At 67.0% G+C, this 21,132-nt stretch carries 18 protein-coding genes; 4 read left to right on the top strand and 14 right to left on the bottom strand.

The window, feature by feature from the left end; genetic code table 11:
• Positions 1–12 precede the first annotated feature (12 nt).
• From FBZ90_RS23435 to FBZ90_RS23420, 4 genes are all read right to left on the bottom strand, one after another.
• Positions 13–894, bottom strand: a complete 882-nt coding sequence (locus tag FBZ90_RS23435) for a phosphate/phosphite/phosphonate ABC transporter substrate-binding protein (RefSeq protein WP_145735418.1) — start codon at positions 892–894, stop codon at positions 13–15.
• 18 nt (positions 895–912) lie between these two features.
• The gene (locus FBZ90_RS23430; protein ID WP_145735417.1) at positions 913–1,275 is read right to left on the bottom strand and encodes a DsrE family protein; all 363 of its coding nucleotides are present in this window, start codon (positions 1,273–1,275) and stop codon (positions 913–915) included.
• A gap of 23 nt (positions 1,276–1,298) precedes the next feature.
• A complete protein-coding gene (locus FBZ90_RS23425; RefSeq protein ID WP_145735416.1) occupies positions 1,299–1,544 on the bottom strand; it encodes a sulfurtransferase TusA family protein in 246 nt (81 codons plus the stop codon).
• Between the two features lie 367 nt (positions 1,545–1,911).
• Entirely contained in the window at positions 1,912–4,257 is a 2,346-nt protein-coding gene (locus FBZ90_RS23420) for a TonB-dependent receptor (RefSeq protein WP_145735415.1), read from the bottom strand.
• A 315-nt stretch (positions 4,258–4,572) separates the two neighbouring features.
• Here FBZ90_RS23420 and soxR point away from each other — a divergent pair, with 315 nt between their 5' ends.
• Complete coding sequence (gene soxR / locus FBZ90_RS23415; RefSeq protein WP_145735414.1) at positions 4,573–5,049, top strand: redox-sensitive transcriptional activator SoxR; 477 nt, start codon at positions 4,573–4,575, stop codon at positions 5,047–5,049.
• A gap of 61 nt (positions 5,050–5,110) precedes the next feature.
• Here soxR and FBZ90_RS23410 read toward each other — a convergent pair whose 3' ends face one another.
• Entirely contained in the window at positions 5,111–5,362 is a 252-nt protein-coding gene (locus FBZ90_RS23410) for a type II toxin-antitoxin system Phd/YefM family antitoxin (protein WP_145735413.1), read from the bottom strand.
• Between the two features lie 115 nt (positions 5,363–5,477).
• Here FBZ90_RS23410 and FBZ90_RS23405 point away from each other — a divergent pair, with 115 nt between their 5' ends.
• Positions 5,478–6,551: an alpha/beta hydrolase family protein gene (locus FBZ90_RS23405; RefSeq protein WP_145735412.1), complete on the top strand. Its 1,074-nt coding sequence runs from the start codon at positions 5,478–5,480 to the stop codon at positions 6,549–6,551.
• Here the strand turns inward: FBZ90_RS23405 and FBZ90_RS23400 are convergent, their stop codons facing one another.
• The 7 genes from FBZ90_RS23400 to FBZ90_RS23370 all read right to left on the bottom strand — a co-directional run bounded on the left by FBZ90_RS23400 (position 6,552) and on the right by FBZ90_RS23370 (position 16,568).
• Entirely contained in the window at positions 6,552–7,556 is a 1,005-nt protein-coding gene (locus FBZ90_RS23400; RefSeq protein ID WP_145735411.1) for a fumarylacetoacetate hydrolase family protein, read from the bottom strand.
• An 11-nt stretch (positions 7,557–7,567) separates the two neighbouring features.
• Complete coding sequence (locus FBZ90_RS23395) at positions 7,568–8,722, bottom strand: alpha/beta hydrolase family protein (RefSeq protein WP_145735410.1); 1,155 nt, start codon at positions 8,720–8,722, stop codon at positions 7,568–7,570.
• A gap of 320 nt (positions 8,723–9,042) precedes the next feature.
• Positions 9,043–11,223, bottom strand: coding sequence for a methyl-accepting chemotaxis protein (locus FBZ90_RS23390; protein WP_145735409.1), 2,181 nt, complete (start codon positions 11,221–11,223; stop codon positions 9,043–9,045).
• Between the two features lie 257 nt (positions 11,224–11,480).
• On the bottom strand, positions 11,481–12,416 hold the full coding sequence (locus FBZ90_RS23385) for a DUF6624 domain-containing protein (RefSeq protein WP_145735408.1): 936 nt from the start codon (positions 12,414–12,416) through the stop codon (positions 11,481–11,483).
• Positions 12,417–12,581: 165 nt separating this feature from the next.
• The gene (locus FBZ90_RS23380) at positions 12,582–15,053 is read right to left on the bottom strand and encodes a TonB-dependent receptor plug domain-containing protein (RefSeq protein WP_246130767.1); all 2,472 of its coding nucleotides are present in this window, start codon (positions 15,051–15,053) and stop codon (positions 12,582–12,584) included.
• A 176-nt stretch (positions 15,054–15,229) separates the two neighbouring features.
• On the bottom strand, positions 15,230–15,631 hold the full coding sequence (locus FBZ90_RS23375; RefSeq protein ID WP_246130766.1) for a Rieske (2Fe-2S) protein: 402 nt from the start codon (positions 15,629–15,631) through the stop codon (positions 15,230–15,232).
• A gap of 1 nt (position 15,632) precedes the next feature.
• Positions 15,633–16,568, bottom strand: a complete 936-nt coding sequence (locus tag FBZ90_RS23370; RefSeq protein WP_145735407.1) for a VOC family protein — start codon at positions 16,566–16,568, stop codon at positions 15,633–15,635.
• A gap of 247 nt (positions 16,569–16,815) precedes the next feature.
• Between FBZ90_RS23370 and FBZ90_RS23365 the strand changes: the two genes are divergently transcribed.
• Entirely contained in the window at positions 16,816–18,174 is a 1,359-nt protein-coding gene (locus FBZ90_RS23365; protein WP_186456006.1) for a metal-dependent hydrolase family protein, read from the top strand.
• Between the two features lie 178 nt (positions 18,175–18,352).
• Positions 18,353–18,802 (top strand): GlcG/HbpS family heme-binding protein, encoded by a 450-nt coding sequence (locus tag FBZ90_RS23360; protein ID WP_145735406.1) that lies wholly within the window; start codon positions 18,353–18,355, stop codon positions 18,800–18,802.
• Positions 18,803–18,814: 12 nt separating this feature from the next.
• Here FBZ90_RS23360 and FBZ90_RS23355 read toward each other — a convergent pair whose 3' ends face one another.
• Together FBZ90_RS23355 and FBZ90_RS23350 are read right to left on the bottom strand one after the other, a co-directional pair.
• Positions 18,815–20,728 (bottom strand): CopD family protein, encoded by a 1,914-nt coding sequence (locus tag FBZ90_RS23355; RefSeq protein WP_145735405.1) that lies wholly within the window; start codon positions 20,726–20,728, stop codon positions 18,815–18,817.
• 18 nt (positions 20,729–20,746) lie between these two features.
• Positions 20,747–21,121: a copper resistance protein CopC gene (locus FBZ90_RS23350; RefSeq protein ID WP_145735404.1), complete on the bottom strand. Its 375-nt coding sequence runs from the start codon at positions 21,119–21,121 to the stop codon at positions 20,747–20,749.
• Positions 21,122–21,132: the final 11 nt, after the last annotated feature.

Here is a 21,132-nt window from a genome sequence, read left to right as displayed (position 1 = left end):
CCCGCGCCGCTCTCAGGCCTTGGCCTTGATCTTGCCCAACGCCAGCCCCGCCTTCTCGATCATGTCGTAGGAGGCATGGGTGGCGGTGACGAAGCCGGTGTACCGGTTGGGCAGCAGTGTCTTGGCCTGGTCCAGCGTGATGGCCGTCAGGGTTTTGCGCACCTGGTCCGCCATGCCAGCCGGTGCCGTCGCCGGGAGGACGATGGCGTCGTTGGGCAGGGGATCCGAGGTCCAGACGATCTTGTTCGCATCCTCCTTCACCTTGCCGCTGGCGATCATGGCGTTGCGGTTACGGTCAAAGTCGGTCGCGAGGTCCACTTGGCCGGAGCTGACGGAGATCTCGTTGGCGGCGTGGGTGGCCCCCTCCGTATAGGACCAGAAGGTCTTGGGATCGATCTTCCAAACCTCCTTGGCGTAATAGCTGGGGATCAGCCAGCCGGAGGTGGACCCCACGTCGGCGAAGGAGATGGTCATGCCCTTGGTGTCGTCCGGGAACTTGGCGACCTTCAGCTCCGGCCGGGCGATGATCACCCCCAGATAGGTGGGCTTCTCATCATACTTCACCGTCGCCACGGCCTGGCAGCCGGTGGCGTTGTTGGCGATGATGTAGCCCCAGGGCCCCATCCAGGCCAGGTCCAGCTGGCCGGACCCCATGGCCACGGCCATGCCGGCCCAATCGGTGGTGGCCACCAGCTCGAAATCCACCCCCAGCTCCTTGGCCAGATGGGCGAACAGCGGCATGTAGGCCTTCTTGGTGTCCTCCGGCGACGGCAGCAGCGGCCCGATGCCGAAGCGCAGCGTTTTGCGACCCTGCGCCAGCGCCGGCGTAACCATGGCCGCGGCCATGCCGGTGCCGGCGGCCACGCCCGTGGCGATGAACGTCCTGCGACGCATTCCCCCATCCCTCCTGTGTCAGTAGCTGACGCTGGGCGCGCCGTCGCTCATGAACTCCACCAGCTTGGCGCCACCGACGATCTTGGCGCCGTCGACCAGCTTGTCCTCGTCCAGGCCGCGCTTCTTGAAGCAGGGGGAGCAGACATAGATGGTGCCGCCGGCGGCGGCGAAGTTGGCGATCAGATCCTTCAGCGGGGCGAAGCCCTCTTCATGGATGTCGTCGGCGTAGCCCTTCTGCGACAGGCGGGTGCCCTCGATGGACAGGAACACCACCGTTTCCTTGTCCGACGCGACGGCCGCATTGGCGATGACGAAGGCGACGGTGGCCTTGTCGGTGTCGTTCTTGGCGCAGCTCAGCGAGACGACGAATTTTCCGGGCATGGGTTTTCTCCGTTGAGGGGGGCTCAGGACCAGTCGGGCCGTGAGCGGATCCAGTAGCTGTGGGTGGCGGGGTCATGGGCCAGCAGGTCGTTGCCGGTCATGCGACACCAGGCCGGCAAATCCTCCGGCGCGCCGCTGTCATGGGCGATGACGCGCAGCACCGCGCCCGGCATGGTCTTCAGACGGACGCGCAACAGCATCACCAGTTCGCCGCAGCCCATGCCGCCGGCATCCCAGGTGTCACTCTCCGTCCGCTGTCCGTCCACCATGCCAGCCGCTTTCCGGCCGCGGACCGAACGCGGCCGCGACCCGCTGAGCGCGCGCCGGGGGGCGCACGCCATTCATGACAATGCTTAAAGGGTAAGGAGCGGTAACGGCCAGGGACGTCCCCGTGACACACGGGCAGAAAGTCAGCCCGCACCGGGCATGACGTAGGGCCGAAACGCTCAAGGGCCACCATAGGTTCGCGCTGTCGGCGGCGTCAAGGCGCTGGGCGGGCTCACGGGATGGCGGCGGCGTTTCCACGGCCGATTTTTATAAAGCGCCGCTCAAGGGTTCAAAACCATCAAATGAAAAGGGGCCGGCACGGGTTGTGCCAGCCCCTCTCGTCAACGGCCCTGGTCGGAGAAGGAGGGCTTAGAACCCGGCCTTCAGCGTCACGAAGAACTGGCGCGGGGCCAGCGGGTAGATGGCGTAGGTGCCGGAGGCCGAGCCCACGGTGATGGTGCTGGCCGCCTTCTTGTCCATCAGGTTGGTGACGTTCAGCGCGATGGAGGACGACTTCACGCCCGGGGCGATGGCGCCCAGGTCGTAGCTGGCCTCCAGGTTGAACTGCCAGTAGGACGGGACCCACAGGTCGTTGGTGTAGGTGGCGTAGCGCTTGCCGTAATACTCGCCGCTGACCTTGGCGCCGAACGCGCCGTAGGTGCTGCTGACGATGAAGCGGTTCATCCACTCCGGATCGCCGGGGATCAGCTTGCCGGCGGTCTGCACCGTGCTGGCGCCGCTGACGTAGTTCTGGTCGTACTGGGAGTGGTTGTAGGACAGGGCGTCGTAGACCGAGAAGTGGTCGCCCAGGTGCACGGTGGCGGCCACGTCGACGCCGTCGGTGGTGACGCTGCCCACGTTCTGCAGGATGCCGACGCCGCCCACGAAGCTGGTGAGGGTGGCGTTCGGGCTGATCAGCAGCTGACGGTTGCTGAAATCGACATGGTAATAGTTGATCTGCCCGCCGATGCCGGTGATGAAGCCCAGGTCCACCGGGTGGTCGCCACGCCAGCCGGCCTCATAGGTCCAGGAGGTTTCCGGGTTGCCGGTCCGCTTGAACAGGTCGAAGGCCGCCTGGCTGCCCAGGCTCCACGGCGAGGCGCCGCCCAGGCCATAGGTGATGTACTGGCGCAGGTTCTTCTGGATGTTGAAGAACAGCTGGTCGTTGCTGGTGATGTCCCACAGGGCGCCCACCTGCGGCAGGAAGCCTTCCTTGGTATCGATCTGGCCCTGCGGCAGGTTCACGGTGGTGCCGCTGTAGGAACCGGACAGGGGCTGCACCGGCATCTTGCCATCGGCGAACTGCAGGCTGGCCTTGAAGCCGGCTTGCAGCTTCACGGTCGGCAGCACCTGCCACTGGTCCTGCAGGTAGGGCTGGATCACGTCGTTGGTGATCTTGCTTTCCACCTGGGTGAACAGCGCGTTGTCCGGAACGTCATAGGGCGTCAGCGGGTTGGTCAGCGACAGCTGGTACCAGCGCCGGGCGGTGGTGGTCTCGTTATGCTCCCACCACACCCCGCCTTCGATCTGGTGATCGCCCAGGGTGTAGGTGGCGTTGGAACGCACGCCCTCGCGGTCGATGGTGTATTCCGTGGTGCGGACGCCATAGCCGGTGTTGCCCAGCACGGTCTTCAGGTCCTGGGTCGGATAGTAGATCTTGAACACCGAGGCGGCGCCGCTGATGGGCAGAGCCACGATGCCGCGGCCGTCGTCATGGTGATAGTAGACCTGGTTGTGCCAGACCAGGTTGTCGCTGAACTGATAGTCGTAGCTGAGGTAGCCGAGGTAGTCGGTACGTTGCGCCGCGCTGAAGTAGTTGGAATAGTTGGCGCCCAGGGCCGCCGGGGTGTTGCCCTTGGCGTCGACGTAGGTCAGCGCCTTGGCCAGGTCCGGATACAGGAAGGGGCGGGTGTAGGGCTGATAGGCCTGGTTGGCGGCGATGGAGGTCGCGTCCTCGTTGGGCTCGACCTTGTCCGACCAGTCGAAGAAGGCCTTCAGCGTGCCCTTGTCACCGGCGTGCACGAACTTGCCGTTGACCTGGTAACCACCCTGCTGGCCGTTGAAATCCCAGGCGCGGGAGTCCTGGCGCACGAAGGAGACGTAGCCGCTGTTGCCGCCGCCCAGGTCGCCGGTGTCGATGCGGGCGAAGGTGCGGAAGGTGTCGTAGCTGCCGAACACCTGTTCCACCTGCGCGCCGGCGTCCGCCTTGGGATCGTCGGAGAACACGGCCAGCGTGCCGCCCAGGTTGCTGGTGGAGGCGGTGCCCAGGTCACCGGCGCCCGACGCCAGGCTGATGCGGCCGATGTTCTCGCTGATGATGGCGCGCTGCGGCGACAGGCCGTTGTAGTTGCCATAGGACTGGTCGCCCAGCGGCACGCCGTCCAGGGTGTAGCCCAGCTGCTGGGCGTTGAAGCCGTGGATGTAGAGCGAGGAGTTCTGCTCGTTGTTGCCCCAAGGATCGGCGTTCTGGAAGATGACGCCCGGCAGCATGTTGATGGCCTTCACGGCGTTCACGCCGGGCATGATGGCCTGGATTTCGCGGGTGGGCAGCTCGATTTCCGACGCCGAGCGGCGGGACGAGGTGACGATGATTTCCTGCACCTGATCGGCATCGGCGGCGGCCGTGTCCGGCGCCTGCTGGGCGGCGGCGGGCAAGGCGATCCCGGCCATCAGCGCCAGGGCGGCGGCCGAAGCCAGTAGGTGACGGATATGCATTCTTTCCCCCAGGGTTATGAAATTGCTGGGGTAATAGCCACGCTACCGCAGTGCGGCAAATTAAGATTTGATTTCCGGAATGGTGCGAAAATATTGCTGAAATATGTAAATTATACTTACAATTAATGGTTTATATCTGCTGTGCTTATGTCAAAAGGGCACTATATTGCCGCATCCCTTGCGCCCGCATAAGAGCTGAACGCCAGGAGGCGCCTACTGTCCAGGCTCGCGCTTGTACAGCCTGTGGGGTCTTGTTCCCGCGGCGGGGCCGGCCTAGAAACCTCATCTATAGGTAAGGTTTTCGGGGTTTCCGCCATGCCCGCTTCCGCCAAGCTGAAACGTGAACTTTCCGTGGGGGAGGTGGCGAAACGCGCTGGCGTCGCCGTCTCCACCCTGCATTTCTATGAGACCAAGGGCCTGATCGTCGCCAGCCGCAGCGGCGGCAACCAGCGCCGCTATCCGCGCGACGTCCTGCGGCGTATCGCCATCATCCGGGTGGCGCAGCGGGCTGGCATCGCCCTGGCCGATATCCATGCCGCCCTGGCGACCCTACCCAACGGCCGTACCCCGACCCTGGAAGACTGGCGCCGATTATCGAACGGGTGGAGGGACATGCTGCAACAGCGCATCGACAGCCTGACCCAACTCCGCGACCAACTGGAAACCTGCATCGGGTGCGGCTGCCTGTCGATGGGCGACTGCCCCTTGCGCAATCCCCAGGACCGTTTGGCGGCCGAGGCTATGGGGCCGGTGCTGTTGCAGCGGAGTGAAACGGCCCCCTCGGGGAAATGAGGTGGCCCTGGTCTTAGAGGGAGCATCAGGGGAACGTTGCTTGAGACGGCGTCGTGCTGGATCATCGACGACCTTCAGCGCGGTATTCATCCAACTCCGCAGCCGTGAAGGGGGCTTGGCCTCTGGCCGCGATGGAATGACGCAACGCCGTCAACGCCGCTTTGGCTGAAGCGATGTCCCTGCCCCCATCAATTGGGCTGAGTCTGGCGACGGGACGGCCGTGGCGGGTGATGATCACTTCTTCACCCGCTTCAATCCTATCAAGCAGCGCCGCCAAATCCTTCTTCGCCTCAAAAGCGCCTACGATGGACATGACGGCTCTCAAACTGGTTGGAAAGCTAGTTTAAAAGAGGGCTGGTCATTCGTCTCCGGAAACTTTCCGGTGCCGCGCCCGTATCACCGGGGGCAACCGGGGTTGGAAGGGTGACATGGCGTTAGGGCGGGTGATCGCGCGGCGGGTGGCGCAAGGGGTGATGCTGGCGGCCCTGCTGCCCCTCTGTGCCGGGTGCTTCTTCGCCGCGCGCCAGGGGGTGAAGGCATGGCGCGGGGATAAGGCGGCGGCCGGGCCTTGCGACGGCACGGTACTGCCGCCGGACCTGCCGGCCGGGGCTGATGGGCCCTATGCCCTCAACCAACACACGGTGGCGGAGACGGGCACCGGGCGGGAGGTGCAGGTCTTCCTGCCGGCCCACGCCCTCGGCCCCAGCCCGGTCATCCTCTTCGCCCATGGCTTCGGCGCTGATCGCTGGACCTTGTATGAGGGGCTGATCCGCCATTTGGTCAGCCGGGGTGCGGTTGTGGTGTTCGCACCCTATCCCACCTTGGGTGCCACGCAGGACCAGCGCTATGGCGCGGTGTGGAATGGGTTCCTGGCGGCGGTGGCGGCCGATGGGGCGGCCATGGATCTCACCCGCGTGGGTCTCATCGGTCATTCCTTCGGCGCAGGCGCCGTGCCGTTTCTGGCCACGCGTGCCTTTGTGGACCGGGGCTGGGGTGGCCGGGGTGGCTTCATCCTGATGTTGGCGCCCTGGTACAGCTACGCCACCAGCGATACGGACCTGGCAGGCTTGCCTGCCGCCATCATCCGCGCCTGGCAGGTCTACGACCGCGATACCGTGAATGATCAGCGTATGGCGGTCGACCTTTACACCCACACCCCGGCCACGGCCGGCCGCTATTTCTTCCAGGCCAATTCGGGCACGGTCAGCCGGCCCCAGGGTGGCGCTTGCCCGCTGACGGCTGATCACCGCACGCCGGTGCAGGGAAACTCGCCCCTGCTGCAGCGCCTGGCCGTCTATCCCGTGGTGGATGCGCTGGCTGACCAGGCCTTCGCGCCCAGCCCCGGCACCGCCGCCGCGCTGGCGGCCCTGGGGCACCAGGGCGGCGATGGCTACCGCCCCCTGGTGCGCGAGGATACGCCCGCCCCGGCCCAGCCGCAGGACGCCTACCGCTGGCCCTGGACGCATCCGCGCAACCCTCGCCAGGGCGAGGGCCAGCCCTGATCAGCGGACCACGGGCACGACCTTTTGATCGATGGCGCCGAAGACGCTGCCGCCATCGGCCAGCTTCACCTCCATGCGCACCCGGTCGCCATAGCGCATGAAGGGGGTCTTGGGCTCTCCCTCGTCCAGGATCTCGATGCCCCGCCGCTCGGCGATGCAACTGGACCCGATGGTGCGATAGCTGTCGTTGGACACGGTGCCGGAGCCGATGATGGTGCCGGCGCACAGGTCCCGCGTGCGGGCGGCGTGGGCGATCAGTTCATGGAAGCCGAAGGCCATGGCCCCGCCCTCCGCCGCGCCGAAGCGGGCACCGTTGAACCAGACGTCCAGCGGCCGATGCACGCGCCCCTCCCGCCAGGCGTCCCCCAGCTCATCGGGTGTCACCGCCACCGGGGCCACGCTGCAGGGCGGCTTGGCCTGCACCCAGCCGAAGCCGGTCTTCATCTCACGGGGGGCCAGCACGCGCAGCGACCAGTCGTTGATCTGCACCACCAGGCGCACATGGGCCAACGCCTGGTCCGCCGTCACGCCCAGCGGCACGGGGCCGGTGATGACGCCGAATTCCCCCTCGAAATCGATGCCGTCCGCCTCCGACGGCAGGGCCACATCCTCGGTCGCGGCCAGGAAGCGGTCGGAAACGCCCTGGTACATCAGGGGCTCCGCCCCCTGGACGTTGTCGATCTTGAACACCTTGGCCATCAGCTCGCCATGGCTGAGATAGGCGGAGCCGTCCAGCCATTGCCAGGCGCGGGGCAGGGGCGCCAGGGCCTCGCTCGCGTCGAAGGGGAAGGTGTCGCGGCCGATATTGACGGCATCGTACAAGGCCTGGAGCGCCGGGGCGACCTCGTCCCAGCGCTCGATGGCGTCCTGCAGGGTGGCGGCGATGCCATCGGCATAGGCGGCGCGGCGCAGGTCGCGGGAGACGACGACCAGGCGGCCGTCACGGCCGCTGTTGGTCGGGGCATGGCCGTCGCGCGTGCCGTTGGGTAGGGTGGCGAGTTTCATGGATTATTCCCTCAGCCCACCTGTTCGCCGAACGTCTCGGCGATCCAATCGGCGATGTAGTCGCGGCCGTAGGACATGTTGTCTACGCCCACATGCTCGATGCCGCCCTCGCGCGCGGTGAAGATTTTCAGCTCCCGCTTGGGGCTGTTGACCAGCTGGTCATAAGTCTGGTGGGCGTAGTCCAGGCTGATCTGGCGGTCGTTCTGGCCGTGGGTGACCAGGAAGGGCACCTTGATGCGCTCCACCACGCCGTTCAGGGTCATGCCTTCCGCCTTGGCGAAGAAGTCGTCCATGTCCTTGGCGCCGAACACCCAGCTGACATGGGCCCAGTAATGGGGCACGGGGTTTTCCCCCTCGCGCGCCAAGCGCTTGTGCTGCACCTCGGCCCAGTTGTGGTTGGCGCCCCAGACGACGCCCAGGGCGAAGCGCGGCTCGAACGCCACGGCGCGTGGGGTATAATAGCCGCCCAGGGAGATGCCGGTGATGCCGATACGCTTGGCATCGACGTCGTCCTGCGTCTCCAACCAGTCCACCACCTTGGACGCCCATTCCTCCGACTTATGGGTGGCGGGCAGGTTGTGCAGGCGCAGGGCCTCGCCGCTGCCCGGCTGGTCGATGCACAGGGTGGAAATGCCCCGGCGCAGCAGCGCCTGCGGCAGGCGGGACCAGTACAGCAGCTCTTTGCAGCTATCCAGGCCGTTGACGTAGACGACCACCGGCTTGGGCCCGGGGCCCGGGGCGCGGGTGTACAGGCCGGCGATGACACCGCCCTGGTAGGGGATCTCGATACGCTCCGCGTTCTCCTTGCCCAGTGCCATGGCGCGGCGGAAACTGTCCTGCGCCTTGGCGTACGTGGCGCCGCGGCCGGGATGTCCGTGGCCCTGCATGCGCTCCGCCGTGGTGTAGTAGAGCGAGGCGCGCTGCAGCTTGGTCCCGGCGGAGAAGTTGCGGCCCCGGGCCTCATCCTCGGCGGCCAAGTCCACCAGCTTGTCGGCCATGGCCACCCAGTGCTTCAGGAACTCGCCCGTGCCCGCATCCTCGCCCCGCGCGGCGGCGTCGCGCAGCGGCCGGCACATCTCGTCGATCTCACCGATCTGGGCGCCGGACTCGATGGCGATGTCCACCGACAGGTTCCAGACGTAATTCTTGGGGAAGTATTCGAACATGGGTTCCGGCCTCTGGTCGCGAAAGGGACGCTGGGCCTGGGGTGTCCGGCTGGACCACGGGGGGCGGTATGGGCGCCGCGGCACCCGGTTAGGGGACAATTCGGCCCCTATTCTTGATTTTCCTCCCGCCGTCCGCCGCCGCCACAGGCGCCAGCGATACGCACGGCAAGCACCCTGACGCGGGGGAAGCTATTTGGGAAATCGAACGATGCGATGGAACGCTAACGGTTTGGGTGATGATGCGGTGTGGTCCGCAAGGGATGCCGCGTCCGGTCCCGGGGCCCGTCAAGGGCGGGCCGGGACCGGACGCGGGGCCCTAGTCACGACGCGCGGATCTTGGCCAGGAAGCCATCGACGGCCTGACCCAAACGTCCGGTTTCGTGGGAGATCTCGCCAGAGACTTTCATGACCTGGCTTGCCGCCTCCCGTGTGTCGGCCGCGGCCTGGGTGACGCCCTGGATGGTGACCGTGACCTCCTGCGTGCCGCTGGCCGCCTGCTGGACGTTGCGGGCGATCTCAGCGGTGGCGGCGTTCTGTTCCTCCACCGCCGAGGCGATGCCGGTGGTGATGCTGCGCATCTCCTCGATCACGCGGCCCACGCCCTGGATGGTGGTCGCGGATTCCCGGGCCACCTGCTGCATGTTGGCGATCTGCTGGGCGATCTCGTCGGTCGCCTTGGCCGTCTGGTTGGCCAGGCTTTTGACTTCCGACGCCACGACGGCGAAGCCCTTGCCGGCGTCGCCCGCCCGGGCCGCCTCGATGGTGGCGTTCAACGCCAGCAGGTTGGTCTGGCCGGCGATGGAGGAGATCAGCTCCACCACGTTGCCGATCTTCTCCGCCGCCGTGGTCAGGCCCATGATCTGGACGTTGGCGGCGTCCGCCGTGCGCACCGCGTCCGTGGCGATGGTCGTGGACTTGGCCACCTGGCTGGCGATCTCCTTGATCGAGACCGACAGTTCCTCCGTGGCGGCGGCGACCGTCTGCACGTTGGTGCTGGCCTCCTGCGAGCCTTCGGCCACCAGGTTGGCCTGGCTGTTGGTCTGGTCCGCCGTTGCTGTCATGCTGGTGGCGGCACCGCCCATCTGATCGGCGGCGCCACTCAGGGTGGCCACCACCGCCTTGACGCTGGCCTCCAGCTCATTCGCCATGCGGCCCAGGGTTTCCCGCCGCTCTTCCTCGGCGGCGGCCTGCATGGCCCCGCGTTCCGCCTCGGCACGCTTCAGGTCGGCCGCCATCTTGTTCAGGGCCTGCGCCAGGGTTCCGGTCTCGTCCAATTGATCGACCACCAGGTCCTTGTCCGCCCGGCCGGCGGCCACATCCTCGGCGAAGTGGGCGCTGGCACGGATGGGGCGGGCGATGCCGCGGGCCACGAACCACATGCCGCCGACTGCGCCCGCCGCGATGGCCAGGGCCACGACCAGTTGCAGCGCTGTGTCGCGGTTGCTGCGCTGCTGCAGCGCGCCGTCCAGGGCTGTCGCCTCCGCCATCGCCACGGACCGGGGCACGTCCACCAGCACGGACCAGGGTGTCTTGGTCCGCCCCAGGGTGATGGGGGCGAACGCCTTGATGGAATCGGAGGCCGTGTCCACCGTCACCTGCTGCTTGCCGGCCTGGATCACCGCCAGGTCGGCCTGCCAGTTGTGGTCGAAGCGCTCGAAAGAGCTGCCGATGGAGTCGGGATGTTCGCTGGACGCGACGATCAGGCCCTTGTGGCTGATGATGGTGATCGATGCCTTGCCGCCGAAGACCGACGCCTTCACCTGCTCGGCCAATTGCTGCACGAACGCCAGGTCGAAGTCGGCACCGGCGACGCCGCGGAACTTGCCGTCGATCGTGATCGGCACGGACATGGTGGCCAGATAGACGCTCTTGCCCTGCACGATGTAGGGCAGGGGGTCCAGGATGCTTTCGCCGCCGCCGCCCTGCGGCCCGATATACCATCCGCCCTTCATGACGCCGTTGGGGTGCAGCGCATGGCTGTCATATTCCACCAATGGCTGGATGGCGATGTGGCCCGAGGCGTCGCGCGTCCAATAGGGCAGGAAGCGGCCCGTGGCATCGGAGCCCACTTCATGCTTGTCCTTGAAGGCGGCGTCCTGGCCGTCCAGGGCGTCGGGCTCCCAGGCGCTGTAGGTTCCGTTGAACCGGGGGTTGGCCTTCAGCACGTTCAGCAGCACGGCGTTGAACTGCGCGCGGCGCAGTGCCGGCGCGGTGCTGACCTTGTCCTGGGCGTCGGCCAGCACCTCGAACGTGCGCGCCATGTCGCGGGCGCTGTCGAACGCCCCATCCAGGGTGGACCGGACGATACCGGCCTGGGTGGAGGCCAGGGTCTGCAGGCTTTCCCGCGTCTTGTTGTCGGTCAGTTGCCCGACCTGATCGCCAACGAAGGTCTTGGTGTTGCTGGACGCGATCAGCCCATAGCCGACCAGGGCGCCCGTCGCCCCCAGGACGCACAGCGCGGAAAGCAAACTGATTTTGGTCTGTAAGGATTTAAAACGCATGGCGGTTTCCTGGATGGTGGTGGCCCGTCAAGTCGGCACTTATCCAGGACAAGATACATATGTAGTCTTCTGCTCAGGTGATCCAGATCAATTGGGAATGGTTAATTGCTTTAATCACATACCAATGGATATGTTCGCGCCCTGCTCGTATTTTATAATCAACTTCCATTTCCATGATGCTGCCTTAGTCTTATTTGGTTTCCGCTTTATTAATTTCACCGATCGACCTCGATGGTCTGCGCTGCTGCCTGTCCGCATCACTGGCAAATCCGGGCGACTTCTTCACGGTAGGCAGCCATCGGCCCCATCCCCACGGCGTGCCGGCGGTCGTCCAGATGGCGGGGGTCCCGGGTCGGCAGTGAGACCCATCGTTTCCCGTCGCACCAGCCTTGGGTGCCATAGACCTGTTCCCGCTGGGACGCGGTGGCCAGCCGGTCGATGAGGTAGGCGGCGTGGCGGCGTTCGTCGGGCGGCAGGGTCGCCTGGCTCAGCAATATCCCCAATTCCCGCTGTTGGTAGGCGGGGTCGGCGTCGGCGTGTTGCACCAGCAACCAGGCGCCATTGCTGGCGGCGGGGCCCCAGGTGGTGCTCAGGGGCCAAGGCATCAGGGCCAGGATGCGCCGTTTCGGTGCGTCCAGCCGCTGGTCGGTTTGGCGCATGAGGGTGAGGCGGGCCGCTTTGCAGTCGGCCATCCCATCGCAGGGTGGGCCGCTGCGGGCCGCTTGATCCGCTTGGGTCAGAAGCCATAGCTGTCCCAGGACGCACAGCCGCTGCCCCAGGCCGCAGTCGCCCTGTGCTGTGGAGATCCAGGTATCCAGGGTGGCGCTGAAGCCGGCTGCGTCCGTGCCGCTGTCCGCCAGGGCATCGGCGGTGAGCGGCATCCTCGCGTCGCGCGACTGGGCCTTCACGGCCGTATAAACGGCCGTGGCCTTGTCGCGCAGGGCGGCTTCCGCAGGGCCGCAGCTTCCCCCATCGGCACAGGGCAGGCCCATGAACACGGCCATGGCGGAATTGAGCAGGGAGGAGCGGGCCCCCAGGCAGACGGGTCCTTGGCCGCAGTCCGTCGACGCTTCCTCCACCCAGGCGCTGGCCGCCGCGATGGTGGGGCCCGGACGGGCCGGCGGCATGGTTTGCGCGATGGCGGCCCCGGGTGTCAGAAGGCAGACGGCGGTCAGCCACGGGGCAAGGCGCATGATCCCTCCGGGAAGCGAGCGGGCTCCGCTCTTCCCGATGATGCCGCCGCCCTGTCAGGCCAACCATAAAAAAGGGGCCGCCGGCGGGAAGTCCGGCGGCCCTCAGGAACCTTCCAGGGGGCCAACCCGAGGAAGGGGGCCTGTGGCGCCAACGGCGCCGCAGGCTTAGAAGTCGTACTTCAGGCGCACATAATAATAGCCGCCGTCGTAGCCGTAGGGGCTGCTGAAGGAATATTGCTGGCCCACGCCATAGGTGCCGAACTCCGGCCGGATCTTGGCGGGGTACTTGTCGCCCACGTTCTGGCCGCCGATGCTGGCGGTCAGATCCTCCAGCACCTTGTAGGAGACCTCGGCGTCGAAGATCCAGGCGGGATCGAAGTTCTGCCCCAGGCAGGTGGTGCCGCAGATGCTGACGTTGTCCTCCCAGGCGCCGAAATAGCTGGCACGGCCCAGGATGCTGAACTTGCCGATGTCCCACACGCCCGTCAGGGTGGCGCGGTAGTGGGGGCTTTCGTTCTGCAGATCCTGCACCTGGCCCAGGCCGATGACCGTGGGGTTGTACTTGGTGACGACCGTGTGGTTGATGTTCATGGCCGCCGTGGCGTGCAACTCTCCCGCCGCCTCCAGGTCGAAGGTCTTGTTGGCGACGATGTCGACGCCCTGGGTACGGGTGTCGAAGCCGTTGGCGAAATAGTTCACCTGGCCGCCGACGCCCACCGCCGCCAAGGCGGGCTGGGCCAGGATGTCGGCCGCCGTCACCGAATAGGTGCTGGTGATGCCGATGCGGTCCTCGACCTTGATGTTGTAGTAGTCGACGGTCAGGTTGACCTTGTAGGGCAGGTCGAAGACCAGACCGCCGGCGATGTTGAACGACGTCTCGGGCTTCAGCGCCTGCGAGCCGTAATAACGGGCGATGGCGCTGTTCACCGGATAGGTGCCCTGCTCCACCGGGTTGCCGTTCTGGAAGATGGTGGTGACCTTCGAGACGTTCTCCTGGCCTGGTGTGGGCGCGCGGAAGCCGGTGTTGACGGAGGACCGTACGGCGACCCAGTCGGTCAGCTGATAGCGGCCGGTGACCTTCCAGTTGGTGGTGCTGCCGAAGTCGCTGAAATCTTCATAGCGCAGGGCGAAGCCCAGGCTCAGGTCCTTGATCACGTCCGCTTCGGCGTCGGCGTAGAAGGCGTAGTTGCTGCGCGGGAACTGGCCGGCGTCGGTGGGCGTGAAGCCCGGCATGCCGTTGGACCCCACCGGCACATAGGCGGCATAGGCGCCGGAGGTGTAGGAGGCGGCGTCGCCCGGGGTGATGGTGTAGGTCTCGCGCCGGTATTCGGCGCCGCCGGCCAGGGTCAGCGGGCTGGCCAGCCAATCGATATGGACCGGGTAGGTCAGGTCCAGGTTGAGGTCCGTCTCCTCCTGCGTCTGGGTACCGACATAGAACTGCGTGGGACTGCTGGGGCCCAGCGAGGGGTTGACGGTGTTGGTCATGTTGTACCGCACCTCATCCCGGCCATAGCTGGCGCTGGCGTCGATGATCAGGCCGGATTTGAGGGTGGTCTTGTAGCCGCCGGTGATGCTGCTATCCAGGATGTCACCGTAGAACCAGGGATGGTAGCCGCCGGGATAGACGCTGGCCCAGGAGAAATTGCCACCGCTGGTCAAGGGAAAGGTCGTGCCCAGCCAACTGCTGACCGGGTCGCGGTAGTAGAAGCTTTCCTTCTCGTTGCTGTGGCCGAAGTTGCCGAACAGATAGATCTTGGAATTGTCGGTCAGGTCGATGCCGCTGTTGATGAACAGCCGTTCCGCCTCCACTGCGTTGTCGCCCCAGCGCTGGTTGGGCGTGGGGTAGCCATTGGGACCCGGGTTATAGCCGGACGCCTTCAGGGCGGTCACGTCCGAGCGCTCCACCCCGCGGTCGGTGGGGTCGTTCTTCTGGTATTCGGCGCTGATGTTGACGAAGCCCTTGTCGCCCAGGGGCAGGCCGGAATTCACCTGGATATGGCCGGTGGCGCCGTCGCCGGCATAATCCTGGCCCCATTGCACGATGACGCTGCCGCCGTGGTCGGCATCCTTCAGGGTGAAGTTCATGACGCCGGCGATGGCGTCGGACCCGTATTGGGCGGAGGCACCGTCGCGCAGCACCTCCAACTGCTTGATGGCGATGGCGGGGATCTGGTTCAGGTCGGCGCCCTGCGAGCCCGAGGTCTGGGCGTCGCCGGCGATCTGCACCAGGGCCGAGCGGTGGAAGCGCTTGCCGTTGATCAGCACCAGGGTCTCGTCGGGCGGAAGACCGCGCAGCGTCGGCGGCCGCACGATGCCCGAGCCATCGTCACTGGAGAAATGGCCAACGTTGAAGGAGGGGACCAGGGTGCGGATCAGGTCCTGGGTGTCGCTGCCCGCCTGCCGCTCAAGGTCTTCCGGCGTGAAGACGTCGACGGGCGAGGGGCTGTCGGCCACCGACCGGTCGATGCGGCGGGTGCCCGTGACGACGATGTCGGTGATGTCTGTATTGTCGGCGGGCGCCGTCGCCGCCCAGGCGGTGGATACCAAGGAGGTCGAGGCCAGAAGCGTCAGGGCGGTAAAGGCGCGCAGACGACGCCGTTCATGCGCGGTGGCCCGCGCATTGCCGCAAAATCCCATATGAAGTCTCCCAGTTTATCGTTGCGATACGTTTCTGGGTCGCTTCGTGGTGATTTTCCCCATGCCCGTCTTTTCTTTCCAGAAAGCCTACGGGACGCGACTTAGGGTTGGGGATGCGACATTTCGCCTTCGGCTGAATGTTCTATGACAGGGAGGTGACAGCGTTCCTGCCGAGGTCAGCGTAGCAGGGGACTGTCCGGCGGTACCGCCAATGTCAGCCAGCCGTCGTCCACGAACGCCGGCAGCGCCAGCAGGGACTCGCCCCGGCAGGGACCCTCGATGCACAGGCCGGTGTCGGCATCGAAATGGGCACCGTGGGCATAGCAGAGGATGCGCTGGCCGTCACCGGACAGGAAGCGGTCCTTGCGGTATTCCAGGGGCACGCCCTGGTGGGGGCAGTGGTTGCGGTAAACCAGCACCTGGTCGCCCCGGCGCAAGGCGAAGACGGTGTCGCGGCCGGCCCCGGCGGGGTCGAAACCCCGCGCCTGCCCGGCGGGCGGCAGCGCGGCCACCGGGCACAGCACAATCTTGCCCCGGGGGGCGGAGGCGCCCCCGGGGTTTTCGGTGTCGGCGGTCACCTCAGTGCGCGCCGCCCTTGGGCGGCGGGCCGCTGGGGAACCACTTTTCCCGTGCCGTGAACAGGAATAGCTGCGAGGTGTCGGCACCCGCGGGACGGTGACGCGCTTCCCAGCTGTCGTCGTGCAGGTCCATGTCGGCGTCGTACTCCACGTGACAGCCCAAGGGGCTGTTGAAGTACCAGAACCAGTTCGACCCGAAGAAGTGGCGGCCTGGACCCCAGAAGGTGGTGTAGCCCTTGGCCTCGAACCGGGTGCCGGCCAGCAGCACCTCCGTCCCGCTGCCCATATGGAAGGTGAAGTGCTCCACCCCCTTCATGAAGGGCGGCGTCTGGATCAGGAACAGGGTGTGATGATCGTCCGTCCCCGCCGGGCGCAGGAAAGGGCCCACGCCGGTGAACTTGTCCGTCACGCGGAAGCCCAGGCGGTTGACGTAGAAGGCCTCCGCCTGCTCCATGTTGGGCACGAACAGCACCACATGCGACAGGGTGCGCGGCTCCGCCTTCATGTCGATGTCGATGCCCACCAGGTTGGGCCCGCGCTGCGGCGGGTGGCCGGGGGCGTTGGTCAGGTCGGCCGGGGCGGTGAACGGCCGGCGGATGGTCAGGGCGAAACTGAGGTGGAACCCGGAATCGTCGTCGGCATGCACGCTGCCGTCCTCGCCCCGGCGCACTTCACGGTCCTTGGACAGCTCGGCGGCGATGGCCTCCAGCGTCTCCGCGTCGCCCACGCCGTAGACGATCTCGCGAATGGACGGGGCGGGGCCGATGGCGGGTGGCAGGCGGGGATCGTCGGCGGCACGAACGATGACGCAGGTGCCGTCCAGCGCCTCGAACCGGCCGTCGCCGGCGGGCGTCAGGCCATAGTCCGTCAGGTATTGGCTGCAGGCGTCGACATCGTCGACACCGAACACCAGGGCGTCCGGTCCGATGATATTCATGAGGCGTTCATCTCCCGAGTTGGGGCCGCCCTCTCCTGCGGGGCGATCCACGCTGAACCTTAAGGGGGCGGTCGCCTTTGATAAAAACCGTTCCTTTCCATGCCGATGTATGGACGAAACCGATGGGTCGGAGGACGGCGGCTATGCGCGGGGACGATAGATTCGCAGCGGAAATATCCATTTCCCAAGGGCCCGCCTGGCCGCCTAGCGTTCCCTCAACAAGAACCCAGGGAGGGGAGACCAAGCCATGCCGCGCACCATCGTCCGCTGCCGTCGCCTGTTCACCGGGCTTGAGGATGGCGCCCGCGCCGACCAGACCCTGGTGATCGAGGATGGCCTGTTCACCCAGGTCGGCCCCACCGGGGACGCCCCCGCGCCGGCCGCCACCGACACGGTGATCGACGCCGGCGACCATTTCGTCATGCCCGGCCTGGTGGACGCCCACACCCACATCGTCTTCGGCAACGCCCGTGGCGAGGAGGATATCGACTTCTGGGGCACGCCGGAGTTCCGGGCCCTGCGGGGCCTGTTCTTCGCGCAGCGCGTGCTGGCGGCCGGCTATACCTCCATCGTCGTGCCGGGCGACGCCGGCAATTGCAGCATCTCCGTCCGCGACGCCATCAACGCCGGCCTGTTCACCGGCCCCCGCATCGCCGCCAGCAGCTGCGTCATCGCCAACCGGCACAGCCTGAACGACTGGTTTCCCGAGCATGTCGGCACGCCCGACTATGTGACGGGCCGCCTGTGCACCACCCGCGACGCCCAGATCGAGGAGGTGCGCCGCCAGGCCAAGGCGGGGGTTGACGTCATCAAGATCGCCATGGACGGCACCCATTTCCGCGAGGATGGCACCCACATCGCCGCCTTCACGCAGGAGGAGATCGGCGCCATGGTGGCGGAGGCCCACCGCCTGGGCAAAAAGGTGGTGACCCATGCCTATGGTAAAGAGGCGGTGCTGTACGCCGCGCGGGCCGGGGTGGACGTGATCAACCATGCCTTCTTCGCCGATGATGAATGCATCGAGGCCATGCTGAAATCCGGCAGCCATGTCAGCCCCACCCTGACCTTCCTGCGCAACAACGTGGAATTCGGGCAACCGCATGAGCCCACCGCCGGCTCGGGCTACCAGGGTGCGCAGCGTCGCGTCATCGAGGTGGCGAAGCGCACCCTGACCCGCATGCGCCAGGCCGGCGTGCCTTTCATGACCGGCAGCGACAGCGGCTTCGCCGTCACCCCCTATGGCGAATGGCACGCGCGCGAGATCGAGATCCTGGTGGACTGGCTGGGCTTCTCGCCCGCCCAGGCCCTGCGCGCCGCCACCAGCGTCTCATCCCGGGCCATGCCGCGCGGTCATACCCTGGGTGCCATCGACCCCGGCCGGCGGGCAGACTTCATCTTCGTGGACGGTGATCCGCTGGCCGATGTCGCCGTGCTGCAGCGACCGGGCGTCGTCACGGCCGTCCATATCGGTGGCGTGCCGGTTGCCGTGGAGGCGCGGCGCTATGACCCGTACAAGGTCACCCACCTCAGCAGCCTGAAATGGACGGACGTCTACACCCGCGACCGTGCCGCTGAGCTGGGCCTATGGCACAGTGAGGCCCAATAATACCAAGTAGCGATGATCCTGACCTATGGCCAGGCCCATCGCCCTCAATCGCCGGCGCCGCCATCCGGCGGCTTGGCTTCCGCGCCTTATGGCGCGCGGCGGCAGTCGCCGCCGATACCAAGGAGCGATGAATGGAAATCATCGCTCCTTGGTATAAGTCACCTTGTGGGAGAACACGATGACCGTCCTGACCTGCGCCGTGGCGCTGAAATTGGTGGAGGCCATCCTGGCCGAGGGCAAGGCACGCGGCTTCGCGCCGCTGACCGCCGCCGTGCTGGATGCCGGCGGCCATGTGGTGGCGCTGGCCCGCGACGACGGCTCCAGCCTGCTGCGGCCGCAGATCGCCACCGGCAAGGCCTGGGGCGTGCTGGGCATGGGGTTCGGCGGGCGCGAGTTGGCGCAGCGCGCCGCCAAGATGCCGGCCTTCTTCACCGCCGCCATCGAACTGGCCGATGGCAAGATGGTGCCGGTGCCCGGCGGTGTGCTGATCCGCGATGCCGAGGGCCGCATCGTGGGGTCGGTCGGCGTGTCCGGCGACACCTCCGACAATGACGAGATCTGCGCGGTGGCGGCGCTGCAGGCCGTGGGCGGCCCGCTGGGTCTCAAGGCCGACACCGGCGCCGCCTGAAATTCCTACCACTCAGTGATGGTGGTGCCCGCCGCCGCCGGTCGCGAAGGGATGGCGTTCGGCTTCTTCCGCCTTGGCGGTCAGCAGGGCGACGGCGGCCGGTGTGGCCGGGAAGGGGCCTTGCCATACCGTGCGCAGGGCGCCCCGGCTGTCCACCAACACCAGCAGCGGCCCCTCCGGCGCGCCGCCGATGGTGCGATAGGCCACGGTCGCCTCCGGGCTGGTGCTGCCGCAGGCGGTCGCGGGCGGGGCCCGGTCGGGATCGGTGCTGACGATGATGGGCACCACCGATGTCGCCTGCACCGCCGCCACCGCTTGCGGCGGCACCTCGGCATAACCGATGGCCAGCAGCAGGGGGTGGCCGGCCAGATCGGCCAAGCTGCCGGCCCTGGCCAGCGCGCTTTCAGCCGGGCAGTTCAGGTCCAGTTCCGGCGCGGGCATGCCCCAGGTCCACACGCCCTTGGCCTCCGCCACCGTCGTGCCGCTGTTCAGGGTGTGGATGTAGTCGATCAGGGCCCAGCGCTCATCCTCCGACAATTGGTCGGCGAAGGCCGGCATGACCAGCTTGCCATCGGGGTCGGGCATGCCGTGGGTCAGCCACCAGAAGATGTCGCCCTCGCTATGGTCCAGCAGGTGGTGGGCGGTCAGGTCGGCCGGCGGGATGCTCAGCTTGGCCGCGTCCGGCCCATCGCCGGCACCCCCGACGCCATGGCAGCGGGCGCAGTGGCCGGGGAACAGGGCGGCACCCTGCGCCACCGAGGCGGCGGTGAACCCGGTGGGGGAGGACCAATAGCTGGTGGGGAAGGCCTCCACCGTCAGCAGGTCCAGATCGGGGATGCCGAACCATAGAAAGCCGGCGGCGAGCACCGCCTCAACGGCCCTGCGCTTTAATGATGGGCGCCGCCAAGCTCCTTTCCCCGGCGGGAAGGCGACACCGATCAGGGCTATAATTCCTAGGGTCGTGAGTCCCAAGGCTTTCCAGGCCATGGAGCCGTAATCGGGATCGGACAGGATTTCGCCGCTCAGCTTGCGGGCGAAGGGCCATAGCGGCTGGTCATGCACGCCCGGCACGATGCTGGCCAGCCAGGCGGCCAAGGCCACGACGGCGGTGCCCAGGCCCAATTCCACCAGCACGCAGGCCCGCAGCGCCCCCAGGGAGACGGTGCCCCGCGCCAAGCCCGGGGCGATACGCCAGCGGTTCAGCGCCGCGCAACCCAGCATCAAGGCGAACAGGCCGGCCTTGGCGATGGCGATGTGGCCGTAGGTGGTGCCGATCAGGCCGGCCAGAGTGCCGATCAGTGTCACGCCGTTCAGCAGGGCGGTGGCCGCCAGCAGGGTGACGCAGGTGACGCCCAACGGCGAGAAGCGCACGGCCAGGTCGGCCGCCAAGCTCCGGCTAGACAGGGCCATCAACAGGCCCACCATGCCGCCCAGCCAGGCGCCGGCGGCCAAAAGGTGCAGCACCTCCGCCAGCAGGCCGGGCAGGCTGGCGGCATCCAGGGTGACGGCGACATGGCCGACACCGGCATGCAGGGCCAGCGACAGGCCCAGCACAGTCGCCAGCGTTCTGATAGACGTCTGGCGGCCCACGGCCAGCGCCGCGACCAGCAGCGCCAGCCGCAGCAGCATGACATGGCCATAGCGGGTGGCCGCCGTGGGGGCGAGGGCGCCCATCACGGCGGCGGGGGTGGCGCTTCCCACGAACACGGCGGCCTGCGCCGCGAACCAAACCAAGCCGGATGCCAAGGCCGCCGCCGTCGCCCGCCCGGTCCAGCGGCGCAAGGTCGCGGCCAGCCCGTCACGGGCTTCGCCGGGCGGGGCTTTGCCCACCACCAGCAGGGCGAAGGCGGGCAGGCCCCAGGCGGCCAGGGCCAGGGCGATGTGTAGCGCCCGGGCGATGGCCAGGCCGGTTTCCAACGTGCTCATGGGAACTGTTTAGGCGCCTTACTTCTGAACCTCAAACGTGAAGCTGCCCTGGGACTTGTGGGTGTCGACCGAAGTGACGGCCCAGTTCACGGTGTAGGTGCCGGGGGCGGCGCCGTCGATGCTGACGATCAGGTGCTTGGCGTCGGCCGGGTCGGTGTGGGTGTCGCCCTTGTCCACCTTGGCCCCGTTGGGGCCGGGGCCCGTGACGGTGATGGTGCTGAACTTGGGTTCCAGATCCTCGGTGAACCAGGCCTCCACCTGCGTCGGCGCGGCGGTGGTGCCGCTGGCGGTGGGGACGGAACGCTTCAGGTGGGCATGGGCGGCGGCGGTGCCGGCCAGGCCCAGGGCGATGACGAAGGCGGCGGCGGAGGCCGCGACGGTACGGTAGGTCATGGGCGTATCCT

This window comes from Nitrospirillum pindoramense (genome assembly GCF_007827955.1).
GTDB classification, from domain to species: Bacteria; Pseudomonadota; Alphaproteobacteria; order Azospirillales; family Azospirillaceae; genus Nitrospirillum; species Nitrospirillum amazonense_B.
The sequence above is the reverse complement of the archived record's forward strand: the minus strand, read 5'-3'. Positions and strand labels throughout refer to the sequence as shown.

What these genes read in the sequence shown, in the direction of transcription:
- FBZ90_RS23400 (WP_145735411.1), bottom strand. Translation starts at nt 7,556, where the DNA reads ATGAAACTCGCCACCCTACCCAACGGCACGCGCGACGGCCATGCCCCG.
- FBZ90_RS23405 (WP_145735412.1), top strand. Translation starts at nt 5,478, where the DNA reads ATGGCGTTAGGGCGGGTGATCGCGCGGCGGGTGGCGCAAGGGGTGATG.
- FBZ90_RS23425 (WP_145735416.1), bottom strand. Translation starts at nt 1,544, where the DNA reads ATGGTGGACGGACAGCGGACGGAGAGTGACACCTGGGATGCCGGCGGC.
- FBZ90_RS23380 (WP_246130767.1), bottom strand. Translation starts at nt 15,053, where the DNA reads ATGGGATTTTGCGGCAATGCGCGGGCCACCGCGCATGAACGGCGTCGT.
- FBZ90_RS23385 (WP_145735408.1), bottom strand. Translation starts at nt 12,416, where the DNA reads ATGCGCCTTGCCCCGTGGCTGACCGCCGTCTGCCTTCTGACACCCGGG.
- FBZ90_RS23430 (WP_145735417.1), bottom strand. Translation starts at nt 1,275, where the DNA reads ATGCCCGGAAAATTCGTCGTCTCGCTGAGCTGCGCCAAGAACGACACC.
- FBZ90_RS23390 (WP_145735409.1), bottom strand. Translation starts at nt 11,223, where the DNA reads ATGCGTTTTAAATCCTTACAGACCAAAATCAGTTTGCTTTCCGCGCTG.
- FBZ90_RS23365 (WP_186456006.1), top strand. Translation starts at nt 16,816, where the DNA reads ATGCCGCGCACCATCGTCCGCTGCCGTCGCCTGTTCACCGGGCTTGAG.
- FBZ90_RS23420 (WP_145735415.1), bottom strand. Translation starts at nt 4,257, where the DNA reads ATGCATATCCGTCACCTACTGGCTTCGGCCGCCGCCCTGGCGCTGATG.
- FBZ90_RS23360 (WP_145735406.1), top strand. Translation starts at nt 18,353, where the DNA reads ATGACCGTCCTGACCTGCGCCGTGGCGCTGAAATTGGTGGAGGCCATC.
- FBZ90_RS23355 (WP_145735405.1), bottom strand. Translation starts at nt 20,728, where the DNA reads ATGAGCACGTTGGAAACCGGCCTGGCCATCGCCCGGGCGCTACACATC.
- FBZ90_RS23370 (WP_145735407.1), bottom strand. Translation starts at nt 16,568, where the DNA reads ATGAATATCATCGGACCGGACGCCCTGGTGTTCGGTGTCGACGATGTC.
- FBZ90_RS23410 (WP_145735413.1), bottom strand. Translation starts at nt 5,362, where the DNA reads ATGTCCATCGTAGGCGCTTTTGAGGCGAAGAAGGATTTGGCGGCGCTG.
- FBZ90_RS23350 (WP_145735404.1), bottom strand. Translation starts at nt 21,121, where the DNA reads ATGACCTACCGTACCGTCGCGGCCTCCGCCGCCGCCTTCGTCATCGCC.
- FBZ90_RS23395 (WP_145735410.1), bottom strand. Translation starts at nt 8,722, where the DNA reads ATGTTCGAATACTTCCCCAAGAATTACGTCTGGAACCTGTCGGTGGAC.
- FBZ90_RS23435 (WP_145735418.1), bottom strand. Translation starts at nt 894, where the DNA reads ATGCGTCGCAGGACGTTCATCGCCACGGGCGTGGCCGCCGGCACCGGC.
- soxR (WP_145735414.1), top strand. Translation starts at nt 4,573, where the DNA reads ATGCCCGCTTCCGCCAAGCTGAAACGTGAACTTTCCGTGGGGGAGGTG.